Origin of the sequence: Vibrio sp. 2-2(8) (assembly GCF_963888495.1) — a bacterium.
Taxonomy (GTDB): domain Bacteria; phylum Pseudomonadota; class Gammaproteobacteria; order Enterobacterales; family Vibrionaceae; genus Vibrio; species Vibrio anguillarum.
In genome coordinates, this window is record NZ_CAWPJM010000003.1 from 1 (window position 1) to 25,329 (window position 25,329).

Sequence of the window (25,329 nt, forward strand, 5' to 3'; positions counted from 1 at the left end):
ATCATCAACGAGTGCCCACACAGATTGATAGGTTTATATTGTTAAAGAGCGTTCTTCTCTGGCTTGCCGAGGCTTCCTTTGAAGAGGCGGCCATTCTAGCGAGATAATGAAAAGTGTCAAACACTTTTTTACATTATTTCGTCTTACCGATTTGACCTACTGATTGGCTGCTCGTTGGGCTTGAACCCTTACTGGCTGTGCCGTGTCAGTGAGGCGGCATTATAGAGATCGCCGTCACGTTGGCAACCCCTTTTTGCTGTTTTTTTTGATTTTCTGTTCGTTGGGATAATTTTTATTCAAAAAGAGTTGTTTTGACGCTATTTCTGTTTAATTTATCTTATGGCGTCAGTTATTAAAGGAGACGAGCATGTCATCAATTCGTAGTTATAAAGGAATATCCCCACAAATCGGACAGCGCGTCTATATAGATAGTAGCTCAGTGTTGGTTGGCGATATTGTTTTAGGCGATGATTCCAGCATATGGCCATTGGTTGCAGCCAGAGGCGATGTAAACCATATTCACATTGGCCAACGTAGCAACATTCAAGATGGCAGCGTACTGCACGTGACTCATAAAAACACCGAAAACCCGGATGGTTTTCCACTTATTATTGGCGATGACGTCACAATTGGCCATAAAGTGATGCTGCATGGTTGCGTAATCCATGATCGAGTCTTAATTGGCATGGGAGCAATTGTGCTCGATGGCGTAGTCGTTGAATCGGAGGTGATGGTTGGAGCTGGCAGTTTAGTGCCACCAAACAAGGTATTGGCCAGCGGCTATCTTTATGTAGGATCCCCAGTGAAACAGATCCGCCCGCTAACAGATAAAGAGCGAGCTTTTTTGCTTAAATCTTCCGACAACTATGTGCAGAACAAAAATGACTATCTTACGAGTGTCAAAGAAAGCCATTAACTAAGCTTTAATCTCTATTTGTCCATCTAAATTGAACGCTTCATCTTCAATCAAGCTTTCAGCAAGCTCTTCAAGGTCAAATCGCCATTGTTCAAAAACTTGAATAGCTTGCTCACCGTTAGTAATCATTTCACCAGACAGATGGCTCAGTACTGACTTGTGTACCGTACACTCGAGCAAAGCTCCCGCGTGTTGAGCAGGAAAAAGTACGCTTTGGCTTGCCGAGTGCCACGTTTGTCGGTCAGGAAATAAAATCGCTTGGTTCATGATTAGCCTTCTAGATTTTTTCTCAGTTCTCTCAATATTTGTCGAGAACCCGGCCTGAGTCCGCGCCATAGCATAAAGCTCTCCGCAGCTTGCCCAACCAACATCCCCAAACCATCATAAGCATGAGCGCAATGATGACTTAATGCCCACTGATTGAATGTTGTTAATCCTTTGCCATACATCATGTCATAGGCCACACTGCTCTTACTGAAGATCGTCGGAGCGATATTTGGCAATTCACCATCTAAGCTGGCCGAGGTCGAGTTAATGATGAGGTCAAAATGTTGATTAATCTCTTCCAACGCGATTGCTTTTACCGCGCCAAAGGGACTAAAAAGCATGGCGAGCTGCTCGGCTTTTGCAAAGGTACGGTTGGTAATCACAAGACTTGTAGGGTGCTGATCGAGTAAGGGCTTAATCACGCCGCGCGCCGCGCCGCCAGCACCAATCACTAAAATAGAAGCGTCTCGTAGTGGCACTTGGTACTGAAGCAAATCTTGAACCAGCCCTTCTCCATCGGTGTTATCACCGATAATTTCGCCATCATCTAATTTTTTCAGTGTATTGACCGCGCCTGCAAGTTGAGCTCGCTCGGTTAATCGATCCGCAAACTGATACGCTTCTTCTTTAAAAGGCACGGTAATGTTGCACCCTCGGCCACCGGAGGCAAAAAAGGTTTCAGCCGCTTGTTTAAAGCCATCTAGAGCCGCGAGTTGAGCGGTATAGTGCATTTCCTGACTGGTTTGCCGTGCAAAAAGTGTGTGGATCATCGGCGACTTACTGTGCCCAATCGGATTACCAAATACTGCATATTGATCAATGTGCTGAGCCATATCCTTGCCTCTCGATAATTAACAGGGCCACCTCGGCGACCCTATCATTGAAAATGTACCGCTGTCACCACTCCCTCGGCAGCAAGAAGGTGTTTAATTTCGCCTCTGCGCTGCCCTCTTCCGCTTGATAACGATATTGCCAACGAGCTAATGGCGGCATCGACATTAAAATCGATTCCGTTCGACCGCCACTTTGCAAACCAAACAATGTGCCGCGATCATACACTAAGTTGAACTCTACATAGCGACCACGGCGATAAAGTTGAAACTGGCGCTCTCTGTCACCGTACTCCATCGCTTGGCGACGTTCAACAATCGGCAAATACGCAGCGGTGTATCCTTTACCGACAGCTTGCATATAAGCAAAACAGCGCTCAAATCCCCAAGCGTTTAAATCATCGAAAAATAGGCCACCAATACCGCGCGTTTCATTGCGATGAGGGAGGAAGAAATACTCATCGCACCACGATTTATGTTCGGCATACACTTTTTCACCAAAAGGAACACACAGTGCTTTCGCCGTGGCATGCCATGATTGAGCATCTTCTTCGAACGGATAGAAAGGCGTTAAGTCAAATCCTCCGCCAAACCACCAGATAGGATCTTCGCCTTCTTTTTCAGCGATGAAGAAACGAACATTGGCATGAGAAGTCGGAACATAGGGATTGTTTGGATGCATCACCAAAGAAACCCCCATCGCTTCAAAATGACGTCCAGCTAATTCAGGGCGATGCGCGGTCGCTGAAGCGGGCATTTGCTGCCCTTGCACATGTGAGAAATTCACGCCGCCTTGTTCAAAAACACGGCCTTCTTTCATCACTCGAGTTCGCCCACCGCCTCCCAAACGCTCACTCGGTTCGCGATGCCATGCATCTTCTTCAAACAGTGCTTGGCCATCCGCTTGTTCAAGTTGCTGGCAAATGGAATCTTGCAGCTCAAGCAAAAATTGTTTGACGGCTTGCTTATCAATGGTTGGCATCGCTTGCTTCCTTAGCAGGGTTAACCCTGTCTTAATACTTGTGAGGTTTTCGCGTCACGAATTTCACTGGGCTTATTTCGACCACCGGTTTGACCATCTAAAATCGCAACCAGTTGCTCACCCAGTTGCGATTCAACTTCTTCCGTTGTCAGGCAAGGTGCAAGACCACTTAAATTCGCACTGGTCGAGGTTAATGGTTTTCCAAACGCATTGCATAGCTTTTGCACTAAAGGATGATCTGTCACACGTACAGCTATCGAATCAAATTGTCCACTCACCCAAGTAGAGACTTTATCACTTGTCGGCATTATCCATGTCACAGGGCCAGGCCAGGTGGCATGTACTCGTGCGAGCTGCTCTGATGTCAACTGGCTCTCATCAATATAAGGAAGCAATTGTTCGTAAGAGGCCGCAATTAAAATCAACCCCTTTTCCACAGGACGCTGCTTGAGCGCTAAGAGCTTCTGAATGGCTTGCGGGTTATCTGGGTCACACCCAACCCCAAACACGCCTTCCGTTGGGTAGGCAATTACTTCACCGTCACGTAGAGCCTGCAAAGTGTGTTCAAAGTTATTCACAAAAACTGTCCATCGGTTTCTTTAATACAGTGCGGCTAAGTGTACAAACTTCGTTGAAAACTGGCTAAAGCTATTTGTTTATAAAATGTATCAATTGCACAATTAAGCTGACGCAAACGTTTTCCTAAGGAAAAAATACTCGTATAATGCGCGCAAATTATCCCGCTCACCCCATTTTTAGAAGTATTAAGGAGTTTGAGATGAAAGTCGGAATTATCATGGGTTCAAAATCCGATTGGCCCACAATGAAGCTAGCTGCTGACATGTTGGATCAATTTGGTGTGGCATACGAAACCAAAGTTGTCTCTGCTCACCGCACACCTCAACTTCTTGCCGATTACGCCACCAGCGCAAGAGAACGCGGCCTTAAAGTCATCATAGCTGGCGCAGGCGGAGCCGCACACCTGCCGGGCATGACGGCAGCGTTTACTAGCTTACCGGTACTTGGCGTTCCCGTTCAGTCAAAGGCACTCAAAGGGATGGACTCTTTACTCTCGATTGTGCAAATGCCAAAAGGGATTGCGGTGGGCACCTTAGCTATTGGAGAAGCAGGCGCGGCCAATGCTGGGTTGCTTGCCGCGCAAATCATCGGCACCAGTGATGAGGCCGTCATGGCAAAAGTGGAAGCATTTCGTTTAGCACAAACTGAAGCGGTGTTGAGCCACCCTAACCCTGCAGAGGATTGATACTATGCACGTTTTAGTCTTGGGCGCTGGGCAACTGGCACGCATGATGGCGCTGGCTGGCGCTCCGCTGAACATTCAAATCTCCGCTTTTGATGTGGGCAGCGGTAACATCGTCCATCCTTTGACATTACACATCACTGGTCATGGTTTAGACAATGCGATCAAACAAGCGGATGTCATTACCGCTGAATTTGAGCATATTCCCCATGAAATCCTCACTGTTTGTGAGCAAAGTGGTAAGTTTCTTCCTAGCGTCGAAGCCATTAAAGCCGGAGGCGATCGCCGTCTTGAAAAAGCGCTACTCGATGAAGCCAACGCAAAAAATGCCCAATACTTTGTGATTAATACTCGTGAAGATTTAGATGCCGCGATAACCAACATCGGCCTACCTATAGTTCTAAAAAGTGCACTGGGTGGCTATGACGGAAAGGGTCAATGGCGTTTAAAAGAAGCTTCACAAGCAGAGCTCATTTGGCCAGAAATGGAAGCCTGTATCCAAGCTACTCCGACTCAAGCGATAGTGGCAGAGCAGTTTGTTCCCTTTGATCGTGAAGTCTCGTTAGTCGGCGCGCGTGCCAAAGATGGCAGCATCGCGGTTTACCCGCTGGCAGAAAATGTGCACATTAACGGTGTACTGAGTTTATCAACGGCGATAGATGACCCAGCCTTGCAAGAGCAAGCACTGTCGATGTTTACCTCGGTTGCCGCTCGTCTCAATTATGTCGGTGTGCTAGCGCTCGAGTTTTTTGATGTGCAGGGAACATTGTTGGTGAATGAAATTGCACCACGAGTCCATAACTCTGGTCACTGGACACAGCAAGGCGCAGAAACCTGTCAATTTGAGAATCACCTTCGCGCAGTATGTGGCTTACCTTTAGGCAGCACGAAGTTACTTCGCCCAACCGCGATGATTAATATTTTGGGTGAGGACAATTTACCAGAAGCCGTGATGGCGATTGAAGGCTGCCACATTCATTGGTATGGCAAAGAGAAACGTGCTGGGCGCAAAATGGGCCATATTAATGTCAGTGCAGATTACAACGCGCAGTTGCAACGAACGCTCTGTCGCTTGGCTGAAGTACTTGATGCGACAACGTATCCAGCCTTGCACCATTTTGTTCAAGCGCTCAAACCGACTCTCTAAAATAAATCTAATTGACGATAAATACGGACAAAAAATGGCACGTTCAATGTGCCATTTTCATATGCCGTCACTTTACTCTGTGGCGGATTGAATATGACCACATTTTCGATCAGCACATTGCAGCTTGATACCACTGGCGAGTTTTTTCTCTATCAATAATTCAAACCCACATTTTTCGCATTTACCGGCAACAGGTTGCTGATTAACGGCAAACTTGCATTTAGGGTAATTATCGCAAGCATGAAAAGTTTTACCATGGCGCGTTTTTCGCTCCACTAAATGGCCTTTCAAACATTCAGGACAAAGCTGTTTTGACTGAGGAACATTGTCTGCAGGGGAATCTGTATCTTGGATATGGTGGCAATGCGGATAATGACTACACCCGATAAACATGCCATAACGACCTTGGCGTAACACTAATTCATGGCCACACTCTGGGCATGGCACACCCAACTCCTTAACGATATGACCATCATTTTGCTGCAGCGGTTTAATATAGTCACAATTGGGATAATGGTTACAGCCTAAAAACAGCCCATGCTTACCCTGACGAAGCTGTAATTGGCCACCACATTGCGGACAAGGCTCATGCTGCAGCGCTTGTCCATGCGCAGAAAAAAGGGGGGACTCGGTTTTACGACTCATAATGCTCAACTAAACGAACGGCTGCAATCAATGCAAAATACCTTGATCTTTGGTGTATAGCAGCTCTTCCATAAGCGTGTAAGCATTTTCATTTCCCGGTACATTAAATAGCACCATCAAAATGATCCACTTTAAGTCATCCAATTCAAATTCATTGGTTTCTAAACCCATCACTCGATCAATCACCATTTCACGAATTTCAGGAGTTAATACTTTCACTTGTTCAAGGAACAATAAAAAACCTCGGCTTTCAAGATCCAGCCTGTCCATCTCTTGTGCTGTGTACATCCGCATCGAAGTCGCAGCACTGGTTGCCATCGCTGAATGAGCATCGGTTTGTTGCAATGCCGCAAGCTCTTCTAACCAATTCAGGGCCTTATAGATATCTTTCTGGTGAAAACCGGCTCGAAGCAATTCATCTTCGAGCTCATCTTGATCGACTTGCAAATCTACATCGCTATGGACGTAGGTTTCAAATAGATACATCAATATATCCATCATCATAGCTAACCCTTCCCCTTACGAATATAGCCGCCAGAAACGGCAACAACATGACCTGAAAGCTCAAGTTCTAAAAGCTGCATCATGACTTCATGGACAGGTATATGGGTCCTGCTCGCAAGAATATCAACAGGCGTAGCCTCTACTCCTACGTTAGCTAACAGTTCAGCAAATGGCAATTGCTGATCGCTCTGTACAGAAAATAAATCAGGTTGAGGCTGCTTTTGGCGCAATGACCAGTCTACTAAGGTGCCAATTTCAGATAATACTTGTTCACTGTTTTGCACCAAGCACGCCCCACAACGAATAAGTTGATTACTACCGTGGCAATTTGGGTTAGCAATGGAGCCCGGAATAACAAACACATCTCGCCCTTGCTCAGCCGCATAGCGCGCCGTGATCAACGAGCCACTTTTCTCCGCCGCCTCCACCACTAAAACACCAACCGCTAACCCACTGATAATGCGATTTCGCCGCGGAAAGTTATCTGGCCTTGGTTTGGCTTTGGGACGAAATTCCGAGACTAATGCTCCGCTTTCCATCACCCGTTGCGCTAATTTTTTATGTCGCGCTGGGTAAATAGATTCAAGGCCCGAACCGAGCACGGCTATCGTCTCACCACCCGCTTGCAACGCACCGTCATGAGCATGTCCATCAATACCTAATGCCAAACCACTGGTAACAAGCAAGCCCTGTTGCACAAATTCTCGCGCAAACTGATGAGCAACTCGTTGGCCATCAGGGCTCGCATTACGACTGCCGACGATCGCCATTTGCGGATCAGAGAGTGCTGTTATTCGTCCTTTGACAAATAAAACCGGAGGTGCGGTAGCAATTTCTTTTAGTAAAGAAGGATAACCATCGCAAAATGGAGTAAGGATATGATGAGACTCATTAGCTTGCTGCCAACTTAGGCATTCTTCAACTTCTTGAGGGGCCGTCTCGCGCAGATAACGGATTTGATCTTGAACTAGACCCAACGCGGCTAACTCCCGCTCGGAATAATCAATTAAATGAGCAAGAGAAGCGACGCTAGCAAGACGAGAAAGTTTCTTGCCACCCAATTTTGGCACAAAGCTGAATGCTAGCCACGCCGCTAATTCGTTCTGCTCCATCAGCTTGCGGTATCATCCTTAACCATCGAATCCGTATCGGCTTGTTCATTTGGCTCGATTGTTAGCTCTGGTTTGAGCGGCGAAACCGCGATTACACTTTTACCAATCGGCACGAGGCTATCGGTAATCAAAGCCAAACTAAAATGTTCATAAGGTCGAATGACCATCAAACTGCCCACCAAGCTGCTTGGTAATTGCAGGGTTTCATCAAGGTTCTGTTGGTGGTGTCCTTTCTTTCCAGACACTTTAGAACCGGCTTGAATCAAATCAAACATCGTCCCTTGACACAGTTGATCTGCAAGGCCTTTATCGATCACAACTACCTGATTCTGCGCCGAATACTCACTACCCTCCAACGATCCGAGGATATGCGTTTCAGCTTGTAGTCGCGATGGCGATGGGAAAAAAGTGGTTGAAAGCGTTAAGGTTTCGACGCCCACTTCAGGTAGGGCAATATCATTGACTCTTATCTCTTGTTGCTGTGCGGTGATGGTTAGCCCGCTAAAAGCCTCATCGGCGGAGACCAATTCACCAGAAGCAATCAAACGCAAAGCAACCATAGTTTTATTTTTCGCGGCAGCATCATGACGAGAAAACTCAGCGATTTCACGATAAATACCCCATTTGGGGTGAGTCTGTTGCCCGCTTATGTAGAGCGTATCTTGCGCCGTCAGATATTGTTTACCGTCGCTGGCACCGAGCACACGCTGGCTTTCTTGTAATGTTTGCTTATCCAATAAGCGATCCGTATGCAGATACGGCAACACTAATCCCTCTTGCACCGTCGGAACCGCTTTTTTCTCAAGCACACGCACTTTCGGACTCAACTTGACCATAGGTTTTAAACTCAACACCGGCTGTCCGTTACGCCAGACTAAGGTCAGCTTATCGCCGGGATAAATCAAATGCGGGTTATCGATCTCTGGGTTAATTTGCCATAAACGTGGCCACAACCATGGGTTATCAAGATAGAGCGCAGAAATATCCCACAAGGTATCTCCTTTGACGACCGTGTATGTCTGCGGGGCATTTGCTTTGACGGTAAGCGCCATATCTTCCGCCGCCAACGCATTAACGACCAGTGACAACGGTAAAAACACACACACTAAATAACGAATAAATCGTGACATGACCTCTGTTCCTTGGCCGAAATAAGTAAGGATGAATCAGATTATTAACATTTGGATGCTGTCATTTGGGTCATAAAATGTCTAGAATTGAGCCAACAAGCTTTAAGCTGTTTCGGCACAGTTCAATATTTCGAGTGTATATGTCTGTATTACAAGTATTAACATTCCCAGATGATCGTCTTCGTACCGTGGCAAAACCGGTAGAGAAAGTGACACCTGAGATCCAAAAAATCGTCGATGACATGATTGAGACTATGTACGACGAGGACGGTATCGGACTTGCCGCAACGCAAGTCGATATTCACCAACGCATCGTTGTGATCGATATTTCAGAGAGTCGCGACCAGCCAATGGTTCTGATTAACCCTGAAATCTTAGAGAAACGCGGTGAAGATGGCATTGAAGAAGGCTGTCTGTCGGTCCCGGGCTCACGCGCCCTTGTTCCTCGCGCAGCAGAAGTCACAGTCAAAGCGTTAGATCGTGATGGCAACGAATTCTCATTTGAAGCGGATGACCTTTTAGCCATTTGTGTTCAACACGAGCTTGATCACTTACAAGGCAAATTGTTTGTGGATTACCTTTCGCCATTAAAGCGTAAGCGTATTAGAGATAAGCTAGAGAAAATCAAACGCTATAACGAAAAAAACTAACTTAAGTGAGGTTACCTTGAGCCAATCATTACGCATTGTGTTTGCAGGTACTCCGGACTTCGCCGCCCGTCATTTGGCGGCGTTGTTGTCTTCGGAGCATGAGGTTATCGCGGTGTACACTAAACCAGATAGCCCGGCAGGACGCGGTAAAAAACTGACCGCCAGTCCAGTGAAACAGATGGCCGTTGAGCACAATATTGCTGTGTATCAACCAGAGAACTTTAAGAGCGACGAAGCCAAGCAAGCGCTCGCCGATCTCAACGCAGATTTAATGGTAGTGGTCGCCTACGGATTACTGCTACCGAAGGCCGTACTTGATATGCCAAGGCTTGGCTGTATTAACGTACACGGTTCCATTCTGCCACGGTGGCGTGGTGCCGCACCGATCCAACGCTCGATCTGGGCGGGAGACAGTGAAACGGGTGTAACCATCATGCAAATGGATGTCGGCCTAGATACGGGCGATATGCTCAAAATTGCTAAGCTGCCGATTGAGACAACAGACACCAGCGCTTCTATGTATGACAAACTGGCCGAGTTAGGCCCACAAGCGTTGGTAGAATGCATCGCCGATATCGCCAGTGGCAAAGCGATTGCCACTCAACAAGATGATACATTGGCTAACTACGCACAAAAACTTAGCAAAGAAGAAGCCAAAATCGATTGGTCAGCGGATGCTGCTTTTATTGAACGCTGCGTGCGTGCTTTTAATCCATGGCCAATGAGCCATTTTGATGTGGCTGAGAACAGCATTAAAGTGTGGCAAAGTCGCGTTGAAGCACAAACCAGCGACCACCCTGCAGGCACGATTGTTCAAGCCGATAAATCGGGTATTTATGTGGCAACCGGCAACGGCTTACTGGTGCTTGAGCAGTTGCAGGTGCCGGGCAAAAAAGCGATGTCAGTGCAAGACATTCTCAATTCGCGCGCAAGCTGGTTTGAAGTCGGCACACAACTTAGCTAAACCTTAACGAGGGCAGAGATGCCCTCATTGATTTTCATTTATTTAAAGTCGGTACTTCTATGAATGTTCGCGCAGCTGCGGCTAACGTGTTGTTTCAAGTGGTTGATAAAGGCCACTCACTTTCTCACGCACTTCCTGCGGCGCAAAAAACCATCCGCCCAAGAGACCATGCTCTGTTGCAAGAGATCTGCTACGGGGCTTTGCGTTATTTGCCTCGTTTGGAATCAATTGCCAATGAGCTAATGGACAACCCACTGAAAGGGAAAAAGCGGGTTTTTCACCATCTTATTTTAGTTGGTATCTACCAGTTGAGCTTTATGCGCATTCCCGCTCACGCCGCAGTAGCCGAGACGGTTGAAGGCACCAAAACATTGCGCGGTGAAAATTTAGGTGGGCTAATCAACGCCGTATTGCGCAGCTACTTGCGCGATCAAGAAGCACTGGACGCTATTGCCGTTAGCCACAACGCAGGCAAATATGGCCACCCAAGTTGGCTACTTAAACTGTTACAACAAGCGTACCCAGAACAGTGGGAAACGGTTGTGCAAGCGAACAATCAAAAAGCGCCAATGTGGTTGCGCGTCAACCGTCAGCACCACACTCGTGATGAATATCTTGCACTATTAGCTAGCGAAAATATCGAGTGCAGCGTGCACTCTCACGCCGCCGACGCAATAAAACTCGCTGTACCTTGCGATGTAACGCTTTTACCCGGTTTTGATCGTGGTTGGGTATCGGTGCAAGATGCCGCTGCGCAGCTAGCGATTGACTACCTTCAACCTAAAGCAGGCGAGCTAATTTTAGATTGCTGCGCCGCCCCAGGGGGTAAAACCGCGCATATCCTAGAGCACACACACGATACTGAAGTGGTTGCGATTGACAGCGATGCAACCCGCCTTGAGCGCGTCTATGACAACTTAGAACGCCTGCAACTTCGCGCTGATGTGATCTGCGGTGATGCTCGTTACCCTGAAGAGTGGTGGCATGGCGAACAGTTTGACCGAATTTTATTAGATGCACCTTGCTCCGCCACTGGGGTTATTCGCCGTCATCCAGACATCAAATGGCTACGTCGTGGTAGCGATATTGAGGCATTGGCTCAATTACAAAGCGAAATACTGGACGCAATGTGGAAGCAATTAAAAGTCGGTGGCACTATGGTTTACGCAACCTGCTCGATCACTCCACAAGAAAACAGCTTGCAGGTCAAAGCCTTCTTAGAACGAACTCATAACGCTCAATTAGTGGGTTCCGATCGTGAGCAGCCGGGGCGTCAGATACTCCCCGGAGAAGAAGATATGGACGGTTTTTACTACGCAGTATTAACCAAACAAGCGTAAATTCGACGCACATTGGCAGCATTATTGCTGCCTTTTCAGTGGCCGATATTCGGCAGGTAGAAAGAGAACAGAGTATGAAAATCATTATTCTTGGTGCAGGTCAGGTCGGTGGCACACTGGCCGAAAACTTGGTCGGCGAGAACAATGACATCACCATTGTCGACAAAAATAGTGACCGCTTGCGCGAGCTGCAAGACAAGTACGATTTGCGGGTGATTCATGGCCACGCCAGCCACCCAGATGTACTGCGTGAAGCGGGCGCACAGGACGCGGACATGCTGGTTGCGGTCACTAATACCGATGAAACCAACATGGCGGCATGCCAGGTGGCGTTCTCTTTGTTTAATACGCCCAACCGAATTGCGCGTATTCGTTCTCCTGAATATCTGCTTGAAAAAGAGACTTTGTTTCAGTCAGGCGCGATCCCGGTGGATCACCTTATCGCCCCTGAAGAGCTAGTGACGAGCTATATTGAACGGTTGATCCAATACCCCGGCGCACTGCAAGTGGTGAGTTTTGCCGAAGAGAAAGTGAGCCTAGTGGCTGTGAAAGCTTACTACGGCGGGCCATTGGTGGGTAATGCTCTTTCAGCGCTACGTGAACACATGCCGCACATTGATACCCGCGTCGCGGCCATTTTCCGCCAAGGTCGGCCAATTCGCCCGCAAGGCACTACCATTATTGAAGCTGACGATGAAGTGTTCTTCGTGGCCGCCAGTAATCATATTCGCTCGGTCATGAGTGAGCTACAGCGGCTGGAAAAAACCTATCGCCGTATCATGATTGTTGGCGGGGGTAACATTGGGGCAAGCTTAGCCAAACGTTTAGAGCACAGCTACAGCGTTAAACTGATTGAGCGTAATTACCCACGTGCAGAGCAGTTATCGGAAGAGTTAGAAAACACCATAGTATTTTGTGGTGATGCGGCGGACCAAGAGCTGCTAGCCGAAGAGAACATCGACCAAGTCGATGTGTTTATTGCGCTCACCAACGAAGATGAAACCAACATCATGTCCGCCATGCTCGCCAAGCGTATGGGCGCGAAAAAAGTGATGGTACTTATCCAGCGTGGCGCGTATGTCGACCTCGTACAAGGCGGCGTGATTGATGTCGCGATTTCACCCCAACAAGCCACCATTTCCGCACTGCTGACTCACGTACGTCGTGCCGATATCGTTAACGTCTCTTCGCTACGACGTGGCGCGGCAGAGGCGATTGAGGCAATTGCACATGGCGACCAAAACACCTCTAAAGTGGTGGGACGCGCAGTGGGTGATATTAAACTGCCACCGGGCACAACCATTGGCGCGATTGTGCGTGGTGAAGAAGTGTTAATCGCCCATGACCGCACTATTATCGAGCAAGATGATCACGTGGTGATGTTCTTAGTGGATAAAAAGTACGTGCCCGATGTGGAAGCCTTGTTCCAACCTAGCCCATTTTTCCTATAGGTCATTGGCGTCATGCTGAATTTACGCCCCATTTCATTCGTTATAGGACTCGTGCTGTCTAAGCTCGCCCTATTTATGTATGTGCCGACACTGGTCGCTTTTTTTACCGGTACGGGTGGCTTCCTTGATTTTGCTCAAGCGGTCATCATCACTCATATTGTCGCCTTTATCTGCTTAAGCTTGGGGCGTACCGCACACTTTAAGCTCAGCGTGCGCGATATGTTTCTCATCACCAGCTTAGTGTGGACGGTTGCCAGCGCTTTCGCGGCGCTCCCTTTCGTCTTTATCAACCACATCAGCTTTACCGACGCCTATTTTGAAACCATGTCAGGGTTAACCACTACAGGTTCAACCGTGCTCAGTGGCCTTGATAATATGCCGCCCAGCATCTTGTTGTGGCGTTCTATTCTGCAATGGCTTGGTGGGGTTGGGTTTATCGTAATGGCGGTAGCGGTATTACCAATGCTCAATGTGGGTGGGATGAAATTGTTCCAAACCGAATCGTCTGATTGGTCCGATAAAAGTAGCCCACGCGCCAAAACTGTCGCGAAAAATATTGTGCTGGTCTATTTGGTACTGACCTTACTGTGCTTGATTGGCTATATCCTCACTGGCATGACGCTTTTTGAAGCGATCAACCACTCATTCACCACCTTGTCGACTGGTGGATATTCCACCTCCGACGGTTCGATGAACCACTTCTCAAACGGTGCACATTGGGTAGCAACGCTGTTTATGTTTTTGGGGGGCTTGCCCTTTCTACTGTTTGTCGCTGCGGCCCGAAAACAAAATATCAAAGTGATCATAAAAGACGCACAAGTTCGCGGATTTGCTTATCTTTTCCTAATTGCCAGTCTCATCATTGCGTTGTGGCTGAATCTCAAACTAGGCTACTACTGGTTGGACGCCCTGCGAGTGGCGATGTTTAATATCGTTTCAGTGGTCACGACTACTGGTTTTGGTTTGGAAGATTTCACCGCCTGGGGCGCACTGCCAAGCACGCTGTTCATCTTCTTAATGGCAGCAGGAGCTTGTTCCGGCTCAACCTCTGGTGGGATTAAAGTGTTCCGCTTCCAAATTGCGATGACGCTGCTCAATAAACAAATTATGAAGTTGGTCCATCCATCAGGCATCTTCGTACAGCGCTATAATCATCGTCCGGTTAATGATGATATTGTCCGCTCAGTCGTCGCTTTTGGTTTAACCTTTTTCATCACTGTCATTGCTATCGCAGGCGCGCTCAGTGCAATGGGCCTTGACCCTGTCACCAGCATTTCAGGTTCCATCACAGCAGTGGCCAACGTTGGTCCCGGAATGGGCTCGGTGATTGGTCCAACGGGCAACTTCGCACCACTGCCTGACGCAGCAAAGTGGGTTCTGAGCTTAGGGATGTTGATGGGGCGTTTAGAAATTTTGACGATTATCGTTCTGTTTTTCCCTGCATTTTGGCGACGTTAAGATGAAGACAATACCTGTGATAATGATGCTGTTAAGCATGACAGCAAGCGCCGTATCTTGCGCGCAAGTTCTGACCTTAGAAGATGGCCGCCAGGTGAAACTCAATGATGATTTCACATGGCAATATGTTGAACCGCAATCAATGTCGCCGGAAACCGTCATTCACGCGGCCCCTATTGCTCAAAAAGCCCGAGCAACCACCTTTGAGATGGAGAGTGAAAAACCGATTTTACAACTGTCAGATTCTGGAGTGGAAGTGGTACTCGGCGCGGCTTACTACCAAGGAGATACACTCGTTATCCCAACAGCCATCACCAATCAAAGCTCGCAATCTGTCATTGCGGTAGTGCTCAGCATCATTCTTTATGACGAGCAAGGTCAACCACTGCTCACTCAGCAGTTACCCATTTGGCAATCCATTAAACGGATGGCTGATAGCTATTTACGCCCACAAACTCAAGCGCAAGGAAAGCCGATTACCCTTCAGGTTGATCGCCAGCAAGGCTATCAAATTTCGGCCAACATTGAGCGGGTCGAAATGCGTTAAGCACTTACTGGGTGAACAAAAAGGTAAACCGCAAAAAAGTGACAAGCACTGCCACCTAGCACGAATAAATGCCAAATCGCATGGTTATAGGGAATGCGTTTCGCTACATAAAAAATCACCCCGAGCGAATAGACCAAACCACCAACAGCAAGTAGCACCAAACCACCGACCTCGATATTGAGGGCCAGTTGGTAGATCACAACCAAGGATAACCACCCCATCGCCAAATAAGTCACCAGTGAGAACTTTTTAAAACGGTAGACAAAGGCAATTTTCATGATGATACCGAGCAGCGCCAGCAGCCAGATCACCACCATAAGCCCTATTGCCAAAGGAGTGCGAAGGCTAACCAACAAAAAGGGTGTGTAACTTCCGGCAATCAGTAGATAAATGGCACAGTGGTCGAACGTTTTTAGCCAGCGTTTGGCTTTCGGTGTCGCAACGGAGTGATACAGCGTTGAAGCAAGGAATAACGCTATCATGCTGCCACCATAGAGACTCATGCTGATATAAGTCAATGCATCGGCCTGCGCACTTGTTGCCTTGATCAGCAGCAAGACTAAACCAACAAAACTAAGCAATAGTCCCAAACCATGACTCAGTGCATTCGCCCGTTCTTCACCAGCACCATAGCCGTCATTGTCAACAGCAGACATAAACACCATACCAAAAGCAACAAAATGTGGGCTTAGTATTGCACAACTCAGCTTACAGTTGTAAGCCTAAATACAAATTTCGTAACGAAACGGGTATCAAGGAGAGCGATAAATCGCGAGTTTTTTGTAAACGACATAGGTACCTCCTATTTAACAAAACGCGATGTAATGCCGATCAGATGACAAACTCAACCAAGCATCTCACACAATTTTAAGCTTTATTTGCAAGAATATTCATCTCAACTATCGTTCAACTATCGATCAATTCAAAACTTGGTGCTAATCTAACTACGATATGAAAGCATATCGTTATTCCTGAATCATTATTTGGATTGGCGAGAGCCAGAAGAGCCACCCTTCAATTATGAAGCTCAACTCATGGTGATTCAGGCCATTAGATTGGCAATGGATGTGCCTGACCGTTAGGTTAATGAATGCGCCCAACAGCTGTCAGGTTTTCGCACACAAACCGTAGTGCAATGCGTCGTCGTAGTGGTTTTGCTGCTGCTCCGACTGCAAAAAAAGTCGCTCCAGCAATGACTTTAGTTGAAAAAAATGCCCTTACTGCATCGAGCACAACTAATGTTGTTCAGGCAGCATAATTAAAAAGCGCAGCTAAACCCTGCGCTTTTTCTTTGCGCTCAATTGGACTTCAATCCGCAATTTGATACCTTTACTCAAAATACTTATAAAAATTGGGGAAAAGAGAATGCAATGTCATCGAATTGAAGAGCTAATTGAACTACTTGCGCCTGAATGGCAAAAAGATCAGCAGCTCAACTTAATGCAATTCATCACCAAACTGGCTCAAGAAGCGGGTTATAAAGGACCATTAGAAGCGCTTACAGATGATGTATTGATCTACCATCTAAAAATGCGCAACAGCGCCAAAGACGAAATGATTCCTGGCCTGAAGAAAGATCAGGAAGATGATTTTAAAACAGCCATTTTACGCGCGCGTGGCATCATAAAATGATGTAGCCCCTGTGATAATGATCAAGATAGCGGCCTTATTAGGTCGCTTTTTTATTATTAGCGATAAGCCTCACGAGTTGAGGCTTTATTGTTAAAGGTTGATAGTGTTAAAGAAATAAAATTGTTATTGGCGTTATACTTGCCGCTTAATAAATAAAGATTGAACAATGATAATTTCTCATCTTGGTATTGTACCCAAAGAGAAAACAGCAATGTCGCAGAGTGTGAACTAAAAGAAATCACACCTTACAGCCCAACAAGGATCATTTCATGAGTCAGGACAAAATCGATATAAAGGATGTGACTCCTAAAATATTCAACCCCAAAACTCACAAAGGCAACGGTGACCGTTTTAACCCCAGCAACCGTATTTATGTGCGCGAAAGTAAAGGTACTTATCAACAACTCCGCCGCTATGGTGGCTGGTTTTTACTGCTGCTTTTTACTTTAGTACCGTGGATCTCTTACGGTGATCGCCAAGCGATTTTGCTCGACATCGGCCACCAGCAATTTAACTTTTTCGGCACCACACTTTACCCACAAGACCTAACTCTACTTGCCCTGTTGTTTATGATTGCGGCATTCGGCCTGTTTTTTATTACCACTTTTCTTGGCCGTGTCTGGTGTGGCTATCTGTGCCCGCAAACTGTGTGGACATTTATCTACATTTGGTTTGAAGAAAAACTCGAAGGCGCCGCCAATAAACGCCGCAAGCAGGACTCAGGAAAACTCACCGCTAATCTTGCTATAAGAAAAGCCATCAAACACATTGCTTGGCTGGCGATTGCACTCGGTACTGGTTTTACTTTTGTCGGCTATTTCGTCCCGGTACGCGAACTCGTGGTGAACTTTTTCACACTCGATGAAAGTTTCTGGCCCGTCTTCTGGGTACTCTTTTTCACCCTTTGTACTTACGGAAATGCAGGCTGGATGCGTTCGATCGTCTGCATCCATATGTGTCCTTATGCTCGCTTTCAGTCTGCGATGTTTGACAAAGATACCTTTATTGTTGGCTATGACAGCAAACGCGGTGAAACTCGTGGGCCACGCGCTCGTAAAGCCGATCACAAAGCACTCGGTTTAGGTGACTGCATTGATTGTGATTTGTGCGTACAAGTGTGTCCGACTGGCATCGATATTCGTGATGGCTTGCAGTACGAATGTATTAACTGCGGCGCTTGTATTGATGCGTGCGATACCACGATGGAACGTATGGGCTATGAAAAAGGGCTCATCAGCTATACCACGGAGCACCGCCTCTCCGGCCACCACACCAAAATACTCAGGCCTAAATTGCTCGGTTATGGCACGGTACTGCTGGTGATGTTTGGCTTATTCATCGCTCAAGTGGCCAGCGTTGATCCGGTCGGCTTAAGTGTATTGCGTGATAGAAACCAGCTATTTAAAACCAACAGCAATGGTGAAATTGAGAACACTTACACCTTGAAAGTCATCAACAAAACTCAGCAAACGCAAGAGTATAAGCTTGACGTGAAAGGGCTATCGGACGTCTCTTGGTATGGTAAACAAACCATCCAAGTCAAACCAGGAGAGGTATTGAACCTACCAACCAGCCTTGGCGTCGCTCCTGAGAAACTCAGCTCTCCTATAGCGACGATTCAGTTTATACTCACGGACAGTAACCAATTCACGATAGAAGTTGAGAGCCGGTTTATTAATAAACTCTAACTTCGTAACGAATGGAAAAGGGCTCAGTAATGGGCCCTTTTTAATCATGACCAAAGCTTCTTTCCATTTTGATGCACTCACCCCTGATACCATGTGGTATGCCTTAGAAAGCATCGGCATTCGTGCTGAATCAGGATTTCTGGCACTCAACAGTTACGAAAACCGCGTTTATCAATTCATCGATGAAGAACGCCAACGCTATGTGGTGAAATTCTATCGACCTCAGCGCTGGAGTGTTGAGCAAATTCAAGAGGAGCACGATTTCACACGCGAGCTGTACGCGGCGGAAATTCCGATTGCTGAGCCATTGCTCATCAACGGTGCAACCTTACATCACTATCAGGGCTATCATTTCGCGCTGTTTAACAGTGTGGGTGGGCGGCAGTTTGAAGTGGACAATATGGACCAATTAGAAGGCGTGGGCCGGTTTCTTGGACGCATTCATCACATCAGTGCCACTCGTACATTTGTTCATCGCCCGACCATCAGCTTAGATGAGTATCTTTATCAACCCAAACAGCTATTGGAAAATGCGTCCTTTATACCTCAGCACTTGCAAAATACCTTTTTCAGTGACTTATCGTTATTGATCAACAAAATTGAACAGCAATGGCCAGCAAAATCCGCGGCCATCCGCTTGCATGGTGATTGCCATCCAGGCAATATTTTGTGGCGAGATGGGCCTATGTTTGTCGATTTAGACGATGCTCGCAATGGACCAGCAGTACAGGATTTGTGGATGCTACTCAATGGCGAATTGCAAGATAAGCGAATGCAGTTGGACATTATCTTAGAGTCGTATCAAGAGTTTCACGATTTTAATCCAGCCGAATTGAAACTAATTGAACCGTTACGCGGTCTACGAATGGTGCATTACATGGCATGGTTGGCCAAACGATGGCAGGACCCTGCTTTTCCACTCGCCTTCCCTTGGTTTAATGACCCTAAATATTGGGAAAGCCAAGTGCTTGCGTTTAAAGAACAAATAGCAGCATTAGACGAGCCTACGCTCTCACTAATGCCACAATGGTAAGTCACCTTGAAGCAATAAATGGAGTACACAATGAAGAAGCTTTTTGCACTGGTTGCAACCTTACTGCTGAGCTTATCGGCTCATGCAGCCCAATTTAAAGAAGGTGAGCATTATAAAGTGCTTGATCTTGAACCCTCTAAAAATCCAACCGTGACGGAGTTTTTCTCCTTTTACTGCCCACACTGCAATACCTTTGAGCCGATCATCGCCCAACTGAAAAAGCAGCTCCCACAAGGGGTTACTCTGCAGAAAAACCATGTTTCTTTTATGGGTGGCTCTATGGGTAAATCAATGAGTAAAGCTTACGCCACCATGCTTGCCCTCAAAGTTGAAGACAAAATGGTGCCCGTGATGTTTAACCGCATCCACACGATGCGTAAACCACCAAGAGATGATGCGGATCTACGCCAAATCTTCCTAGACGAAGGTATTGATGCAGCAAAATTTGATGCCGCCTTTAATGGTTTTGCCGTCGATTCAATGGTGCGCCGCTTTGATAAACAGTTCCAAGAAAGCGGCCTTTCAGGTGTGCCTGCTGTCGTGGTTAACAATCATTATTTGGTGCAGGGACAAGGTGTTAAATCGACCAATGAATACTTCGAACTGGTCAATTACCTACTGACCAAGTAATCATTCCCAAATGAGGAGCACAACGGCTCCTCATTTTTACTTAATCAAGTTCAACCTTGCAGCGCTTTCTCATACAACCAATCTTGAAACACAAGCCATCACAGCACAAAACTATGTATGCCTAAGACAAGGCTCACTCTTCATTCATAAAACGGTCAGATTAGTTTTATCGTGTCGTCATCCAAGTTTATTCATATACTTAACCACTATTGAATCAAAGTATGGAAACTCCTAATGAATAAATACCTGTCCATGACGCTTGTTAGCGCTCTGGCTTTTCATGTATCTGCCGAACTGGCTCCAGAAACAGGTTTAAGTGGTGAGATTGCCATTAATACTATTTTTGCATCTTCCCAATCATCGTTTGATACGGGTGGAGATGAGCGTATTACATCACTCGAAACAAAGAGTAGCCGGCAGTCAAACTTTGCCGTTGGGCCTTTGGGTAACCTTGCTTACACCTTCGGGGACAAACGTCAACAACAGGTTTATCTAGGCACCTCACGTGATGATATTGCCGTCGGCACTTTAGCGCTTCAGCTGGGGTATCAATATGAGATGGAGACAGGTACCGTGGTTGATGTGGCTTTTTTACCGACCGTGATGTCTGGAAAAACCTGGGCTAACCCTTACCAACTAAACAGTCAGCGCCAAGAAACCGATGAGTCAGGAAATGCCTACCGATTAACATTCAATAGTATTCAAGGCAGCCCATGGACTATCGATGTCGCTTACGCGACCAAAGAGATCGACAACGATCAGTTTCCAAGCCCTGAACTGGCTCGTGATGGTAAAAGTTACTACCTAAAAGGGCAGTATCGTTACTCTCTGAGCCCAACCAGTTTGTTACAGCCCTCCATCACTTATATCAACCACCAAGCGGATGGCGACGCCAATACTCATCACTCTTACGCCGCCGATCTCTCCTACTTCACGTTTATCAATCGCCATAAACTGGCGCTGACCGCTGGGTATACCAAGCGCGACTATCAAGGTGGAAATTCACTGTTTAATCACACTGTGCGTAATGACGATGAACTGAGCCTATTCTTCGCGTACGAATACAGCCAATTTATGGATTGGGATGATTGGTCATTAATCGCTTTAGCCGGTTATAACCAATCGAGCTCAAACCTCTCGTTTTACGACGAATCGTCTCTCTTTACAGCGCTAGGGTTAAATTACCAATTTTAAGTTCATTACACCGCTTGTGCGGTCAGTTGTTTCAACAAGCGGTCCATTGCTCGATAGCCGAGCGCTTCCGCTAGATGGGGCTTAGCAATCTGCTCGGCCCCTTCTAAATCAGCAATCGTACGTGCCACTTTGATAATGCGATGATACGCGCGGATGGAGAGCCCTAGGCGGTGCAGTGCATTTTCCAAAAATTCGGCGTCAGCCTTAGTTAAAGGGCAATACTGTTCAATTTCTCGGCTCCCTAACAAAGCATTAACCTTACCATTACGAATCACCATCCGTTCACGAGCAATCAGCACTCTTTCTTTAACCACAGCCGTTGCTTCACCTCTTTCGCCGCCATTTGCCAGCATTCCTTTGGGAAGCGAGGGGATTTCTATCGACATGTCAAAACGATCAAGCAGTGGCCCCGATAAGCGTCCCAAATAGCGCAAAATACTCTGCGGGTTGGCTCTGGCTTGCGTGCCTTCGTAATAGCCGGTTGGGCTGGGGTTCAACGCCCCCACTAATTGAAAGCGAGCTGGAAAACGCGTTTTGCCTTGCGCTCTTGAAATAATAATTTCACCTGACTCTAATGGCTCACGCAATGAGTCGAGCACTTTTCGTTCAAATTCCGGCATTTCATCAAGAAACAATAACCCATTGTGTGCCAAAGAAATTTCCCCCGGCCTCGGAATAGAACCGCCACCGACCAGCGCCGCCATTGAACTGGAATGATGAGGCGAGCGAAATGGCCTTTGCTTCCAGTTGTGCTGGTTGATGTCTTGTGGAGTCAGAGAAGCAACCGAAGCAGTTTCCATCGCTTCATCTTCATTCATTTCTGGTAATAAATCACACAACCGAGAGGCAAGCATGGTTTTACCCGTTCCGGGTGGACCGAGAAAAAGCAGATTATGGTTGCCCGCGGCTGCGATTTCTAACGCTCGCTTTCCTTGCTGTTGACCAATGATATCTTGCAGATCGCGAGTATTTTTCGCTTGGCACGGTTTAGGTTCGGTTTGAAAAAGAGAGAGGGTTTGCTGGCCACACAAATCAGCACACACCTCAAGCAGCGTTTGCGCCGATTTATGCTGATCCTTTGCCACTAACGCGGCTTGATCACCATTACCATGAGGCACCACCAAACAGCGCTTGGCTCGATTCGCAGCTAAAGCGGCGGGTAATACACCTTTAACAGGACGCAACTCACCAGATAAGGCTAATTCACCAATAAACTCATACCCATCTAACTTCGTTAGCGCTATCTGCTGTGAGGCCGCCAAAATACCCAACGCGATCGGTAAATCAAATCGACCACCCTCTTTGGGGAGATCCGCCGGCGCTAGATTGACCGTAATACGCTTGGCGGGAAACTCAAAACGGGAATTAATGATAGCGCTGCGCACGCGATCACGAGACTCTTTGACCGTCGTTTCTGGCAAGCCGACCAACGTAAAACCGGGCATACCATTGCTAATATGTACTTCAACTGTCACTGTCGGTGCTTGCACGCCAACACTGGCTCGGCTGTGAATAATTGCGAGTCCCATTTCATTCCTTTGTGGTTGTTTAAAAAGTGTTCGTTCTGTTTCTGCGCCCTTATTTGCACACGAGAGATTGTTATATAGCTTGTTGTGATGCTGAAAGAATGTGAAAAAAGAATGAGTTTTTGCTTGTCATTTAACGGAATTGTGTGTTACCACTAGAGACGCAAACAATTTCGTAAGATATTACGCCAACTATTTTAAGAATTAAGTGATGAATTTGAACGCTCACATTAACCTACTGCTAAGCCTGATTATCGTGGTCATTATTGATTCCGCGCGGGGGCTAGTGAGCGCAAAATAACCACCAGATTCAAAAGACCCCCGCACTGAAAAGTCCGGGGGTTTTTTTACAACTATTAAACTAAAAAGTTCATACTGGTTGGTGATTATCCAACCCGATATGACAGGAAGAATGGGAGCGCACATGAAGTGCAAACACAACATGGTTTACTGTGCCATACACAGTTTGGGAGGGTTACGATGACAGGAGCACAACTGGTTGTAGCCGCATTAAAGCAGCAGGGAATCAAAACCGTTTTTGGTTATCCCGGCGGCGCTATCATGCCAATCTATGATGCATTATACGATGGCGGTGTAGAACACATCCTCTGTCGCCACGAACAAGGTGCAGCCATGGCGGCGATTGGCATGGCGCGCTCGACACAAGATGTCGCGGTGTGCATGGCCACCTCAGGACCCGGAGCGACCAATTTGGTCACCGGTCTTGCCGATGCATTTCTTGACTCAATCCCCCTCGTCGCCATCACCGGCCAAGTCGCAAGCTCACACATTGGTACCGATGCTTTTCAAGAGATGGACGTGATTGGTATGTCACTCTCTTGCACCAAACACAGCTACCTCGTTACCGATATCCACGATCTCGCACCCACCCTTGCCGAAGCCTTTGAGGTAGCGAAAGCGGGTCGCCCCGGCCCGGTGATTGTGGATATCGCTAAAGATGTACAACTGGCAAAAACCCCCGTGACTGAGCTACCTGCGTTCACTGCGCCAGCCATGCCAGTTGCCAGCCAAGAGCAGCTTCACGCAGCGCAACAACTGCTTTCACAAAGCTCTCGTCCTGTATTGTATGTTGGCGGTGGCGTTCAACTGGCCAAAGCGACCGATTCCGTACGCGAGTTTTTACGCCTCAATCCGATGCCATCAGTAAGTACCTTAAAAGGCTTGGGCACGATTGAGCGCCATGACCCGCACTACCTTGGCATGCTTGGTATGCATGGGACTAAGGCGGCAAACTTGGTCGTTCAAGAGTGTGATTTGTTGATTGTGGTTGGAGCGCGCTTTGATGACCGAGTAACGGGAAAACTGGATACTTTTGCACCACACGCCAAAGTGATTCATATCGATATCGATGCGGCCGAGTTTAATAAACTCCGTATCGCCAATGCGTCACTACGTGGTGACATCAATCTCATTCTTCCACAACTGGAACTGACGCGTGATATCGCACCGTGGGTTCACCACAGTGAAAGTTTGCGCAGTGGCTTTAAGTGGCGCTATGACCACCCGGGCGATCTCATTTTTGCACCATTGTTACTCAAACAACTGTCCGACATGATGCCCGATTCAGCCATCGTCTCAACCGACGTTGGCCAACATCAAATGTGGGCCGCGCAGCACATTCAGCCGCGTGCTCCACAGAACTTCATCACCTCAGCTGGCCTTGGAACTATGGGCTTTGGGTTGCCCGCCTCAATGGGCGCTGCCGTTGCTCGCCCAGATGATCAATCCATTCTCATTTCTGGGGATGGCTCGTTCATGATGAATGTTCAAGAACTTGGTACGCTCAAGCGCCGCCAAATCCCGGTCAAGATGGTACTACTGAACAACCACCGTTTGGGTATGGTGCGCCAATGGCAATCGCTGTTCTTTGATGGCCGCCATAGTGAAACGATTTTGGATGACAACCCAGATTTCGTGATGCTAGCTAAGGCGTTCGATATTCCTGGCAAAACCATCACCAAAAAAGAAGAAGTTGAACCAGCACTTAAAGAAATGCTGGCCAGCAAAACAGCTTATCTGCTTCACGTTTTGATTGATGAAGAAGAAAACGTATGGCCGCTTGTACCACCGGGCGCCTCAAATAGTGATATGTTGGAGAACACCTAATGGATAGATACCTATTAGACATCAAAGCCGATGATAAACCGGTGCTATTAGAGCGTGTTCTGCGCGTGATTCGCCATCGTGGATTTGTGATAAAACAAGTGGCCGCAACGCAAAACCACGCCAGCAAAGTCGCCAGTGTTGAAATCATTGTTGATAGTGATCGCCCCATCAGCACACTGATCAATCAAATTGAAAAATTATGGGATATTCGCAGTGTCGATGTCACCCCAATAAAAAATAACGAACTACCGAATAACAATTTACAACAAAAGATTTGTGCATAAGGAAGGCAATA

Annotated in this window: 26 protein-coding genes; 16 read left to right on the forward strand and 10 right to left on the reverse strand. The window is 47.1% G+C overall.

Features of this window, described 5'->3' with window-relative positions; translation table 11 throughout:
- Positions 1–367: 367 nt before the first annotated feature.
- Positions 368–916 (forward strand): gamma carbonic anhydrase family protein, encoded by a 549-nt coding sequence (locus AACV12_RS01145; protein ID WP_069212092.1) that lies wholly within the window; start codon positions 368–370, stop codon positions 914–916.
- Here the strand turns inward: AACV12_RS01145 and AACV12_RS01150 are convergent, their stop codons facing one another.
- The 4 genes from AACV12_RS01150 to AACV12_RS01165 form a co-directional block, all read right to left on the reverse strand.
- The gene (locus AACV12_RS01150) at positions 917–1,183 is read right to left on the reverse strand and encodes a DUF1488 family protein (protein WP_010319906.1); all 267 of its coding nucleotides are present in this window, start codon (positions 1,181–1,183) and stop codon (positions 917–919) included. It abuts the gene before it with no gap.
- A 2-nt stretch (positions 1,184–1,185) separates the two neighbouring features.
- Positions 1,186–2,016: a shikimate dehydrogenase gene (gene aroE / locus AACV12_RS01155; RefSeq protein WP_170901310.1), complete on the reverse strand. Its 831-nt coding sequence runs from the start codon at positions 2,014–2,016 to the stop codon at positions 1,186–1,188.
- Positions 2,017–2,080: 64 nt separating this feature from the next.
- Positions 2,081–2,995 (reverse strand): oxygen-dependent coproporphyrinogen oxidase, encoded by a 915-nt coding sequence (gene hemF, locus AACV12_RS01160; protein ID WP_010319908.1) that lies wholly within the window; start codon positions 2,993–2,995, stop codon positions 2,081–2,083.
- A gap of 20 nt (positions 2,996–3,015) precedes the next feature.
- The gene (locus AACV12_RS01165) at positions 3,016–3,573 is read right to left on the reverse strand and encodes an L-threonylcarbamoyladenylate synthase (protein WP_017043689.1); all 558 of its coding nucleotides are present in this window, start codon (positions 3,571–3,573) and stop codon (positions 3,016–3,018) included.
- A 200-nt stretch (positions 3,574–3,773) separates the two neighbouring features.
- On the opposite strand from AACV12_RS01165, the gene purE reads away from it, so the two are divergent.
- Complete coding sequence (gene purE, locus AACV12_RS01170) at positions 3,774–4,259, forward strand: 5-(carboxyamino)imidazole ribonucleotide mutase (RefSeq protein ID WP_010319910.1); 486 nt, start codon at positions 3,774–3,776, stop codon at positions 4,257–4,259.
- A gap of 4 nt (positions 4,260–4,263) precedes the next feature.
- Positions 4,264–5,403, forward strand: coding sequence for a 5-(carboxyamino)imidazole ribonucleotide synthase (locus tag AACV12_RS01175; RefSeq protein WP_170901312.1), 1,140 nt, complete (start codon positions 4,264–4,266; stop codon positions 5,401–5,403).
- A gap of 72 nt (positions 5,404–5,475) precedes the next feature.
- Here the strand turns inward: AACV12_RS01175 and AACV12_RS01180 are convergent, their stop codons facing one another.
- The 4 genes from AACV12_RS01180 to AACV12_RS01195 are packed head-to-tail and all read right to left on the reverse strand — an operon-like array spanning position 5,476 to position 8,794.
- Complete coding sequence (locus AACV12_RS01180; RefSeq protein ID WP_170901315.1) at positions 5,476–6,048, reverse strand: DNA topoisomerase family protein; 573 nt, start codon at positions 6,046–6,048, stop codon at positions 5,476–5,478.
- 27 nt (positions 6,049–6,075) lie between these two features.
- Entirely contained in the window at positions 6,076–6,552 is a 477-nt protein-coding gene (locus AACV12_RS01185; protein WP_013855530.1) for a DUF494 family protein, read from the reverse strand.
- Between the two features lie 2 nt (positions 6,553–6,554).
- Positions 6,555–7,664 carry a DNA-processing protein DprA gene (gene dprA / locus AACV12_RS01190; RefSeq protein ID WP_017048702.1) on the reverse strand — a complete coding sequence of 370 codons (1,110 nt, stop codon included), beginning with the start codon at positions 7,662–7,664 and terminating at the stop codon, positions 6,555–6,557.
- Positions 7,664–8,794, reverse strand: a complete 1,131-nt coding sequence (locus AACV12_RS01195) for a LysM peptidoglycan-binding domain-containing protein (RefSeq protein WP_170901316.1) — start codon at positions 8,792–8,794, stop codon at positions 7,664–7,666. The genes dprA and AACV12_RS01195 overlap by 1 nt, the downstream gene beginning before the upstream one ends.
- A 140-nt stretch (positions 8,795–8,934) precedes the next feature.
- On the opposite strand from AACV12_RS01195, the gene def reads away from it, so the two are divergent.
- The 6 genes from def to AACV12_RS01225 all read left to right on the forward strand — a co-directional run bounded on the left by def (position 8,935) and on the right by AACV12_RS01225 (position 15,204).
- Positions 8,935–9,444, forward strand: a complete 510-nt coding sequence (gene def / locus AACV12_RS01200; RefSeq protein ID WP_038148727.1) for a peptide deformylase — start codon at positions 8,935–8,937, stop codon at positions 9,442–9,444.
- A 16-nt stretch (positions 9,445–9,460) separates the two neighbouring features.
- Positions 9,461–10,408, forward strand: coding sequence for a methionyl-tRNA formyltransferase (fmt, locus tag AACV12_RS01205; RefSeq protein ID WP_170901318.1), 948 nt, complete (start codon positions 9,461–9,463; stop codon positions 10,406–10,408).
- A 59-nt stretch (positions 10,409–10,467) separates the two neighbouring features.
- Positions 10,468–11,748: a 16S rRNA (cytosine(967)-C(5))-methyltransferase RsmB gene (rsmB, locus tag AACV12_RS01210; RefSeq protein ID WP_170901320.1), complete on the forward strand. Its 1,281-nt coding sequence runs from the start codon at positions 10,468–10,470 to the stop codon at positions 11,746–11,748.
- Positions 11,749–11,822: 74 nt separating this feature from the next.
- Positions 11,823–13,199 carry a Trk system potassium transporter TrkA gene (trkA, locus tag AACV12_RS01215; RefSeq protein WP_026027554.1) on the forward strand — a complete coding sequence of 459 codons (1,377 nt, stop codon included), beginning with the start codon at positions 11,823–11,825 and terminating at the stop codon, positions 13,197–13,199.
- A 12-nt stretch (positions 13,200–13,211) separates the two neighbouring features.
- Positions 13,212–14,657: a TrkH family potassium uptake protein gene (locus AACV12_RS01220; protein ID WP_017043680.1), complete on the forward strand. Its 1,446-nt coding sequence runs from the start codon at positions 13,212–13,214 to the stop codon at positions 14,655–14,657.
- 1 nt (position 14,658) lies between these two features.
- A complete protein-coding gene (locus tag AACV12_RS01225) occupies positions 14,659–15,204 on the forward strand; it encodes a DUF3157 family protein (protein WP_170901322.1) in 546 nt (181 codons plus the stop codon).
- Here AACV12_RS01225 and trhA read toward each other — a convergent pair.
- Positions 15,201–15,860: a PAQR family membrane homeostasis protein TrhA gene (trhA, locus tag AACV12_RS01230; RefSeq protein WP_088720688.1), complete on the reverse strand. Its 660-nt coding sequence runs from the start codon at positions 15,858–15,860 to the stop codon at positions 15,201–15,203. The genes AACV12_RS01225 and trhA overlap by 4 nt on opposite strands.
- A gap of 709 nt (positions 15,861–16,569) precedes the next feature.
- On the opposite strand from trhA, the gene AACV12_RS01235 reads away from it, so the two are divergent.
- The 5 genes from AACV12_RS01235 (at position 16,570) to AACV12_RS01255 (ending at position 21,381) form a co-directional block, all read left to right on the forward strand.
- Positions 16,570–16,836 carry a YihD family protein gene (locus AACV12_RS01235; protein ID WP_029189868.1) on the forward strand — a complete coding sequence of 89 codons (267 nt, stop codon included), beginning with the start codon at positions 16,570–16,572 and terminating at the stop codon, positions 16,834–16,836.
- Between the two features lie 269 nt (positions 16,837–17,105).
- On the forward strand, positions 17,106–18,524 hold the full coding sequence (ccoG, locus tag AACV12_RS01240; RefSeq protein WP_170901323.1) for a cytochrome c oxidase accessory protein CcoG: 1,419 nt from the start codon (positions 17,106–17,108) through the stop codon (positions 18,522–18,524).
- A 46-nt stretch (positions 18,525–18,570) separates the two neighbouring features.
- The gene (locus AACV12_RS01245; RefSeq protein WP_026028515.1) at positions 18,571–19,557 is read left to right on the forward strand and encodes a serine/threonine protein kinase; all 987 of its coding nucleotides are present in this window, start codon (positions 18,571–18,573) and stop codon (positions 19,555–19,557) included.
- A gap of 30 nt (positions 19,558–19,587) precedes the next feature.
- Positions 19,588–20,187 carry a thiol:disulfide interchange protein DsbA/DsbL gene (locus AACV12_RS01250; RefSeq protein WP_026028316.1) on the forward strand — a complete coding sequence of 200 codons (600 nt, stop codon included), beginning with the start codon at positions 19,588–19,590 and terminating at the stop codon, positions 20,185–20,187.
- Positions 20,188–20,421: 234 nt separating this feature from the next.
- Positions 20,422–21,381: a DUF2860 domain-containing protein gene (locus AACV12_RS01255; protein ID WP_017048695.1), complete on the forward strand. Its 960-nt coding sequence runs from the start codon at positions 20,422–20,424 to the stop codon at positions 21,379–21,381.
- Between the two features lie 5 nt (positions 21,382–21,386).
- Here AACV12_RS01255 and AACV12_RS01260 read toward each other — a convergent pair whose 3' ends face one another.
- Positions 21,387–22,910: a YifB family Mg chelatase-like AAA ATPase gene (locus tag AACV12_RS01260; protein WP_094127379.1), complete on the reverse strand. Its 1,524-nt coding sequence runs from the start codon at positions 22,908–22,910 to the stop codon at positions 21,387–21,389.
- Between the two features lie 477 nt (positions 22,911–23,387).
- On the opposite strand from AACV12_RS01260, the gene ilvG reads away from it, so the two are divergent.
- A complete protein-coding gene (ilvG, locus tag AACV12_RS01265) occupies positions 23,388–25,034 on the forward strand; it encodes an acetolactate synthase 2 catalytic subunit (protein WP_017044151.1) in 1,647 nt (548 codons plus the stop codon).
- A complete protein-coding gene (gene ilvM, locus AACV12_RS01270) occupies positions 25,034–25,318 on the forward strand; it encodes an acetolactate synthase 2 small subunit (RefSeq protein WP_010319930.1) in 285 nt (94 codons plus the stop codon). Before ilvG ends, ilvM begins: the two co-directional genes overlap by 1 nt.
- The last annotated feature ends 11 nt before the right edge of the window (positions 25,319–25,329 follow it).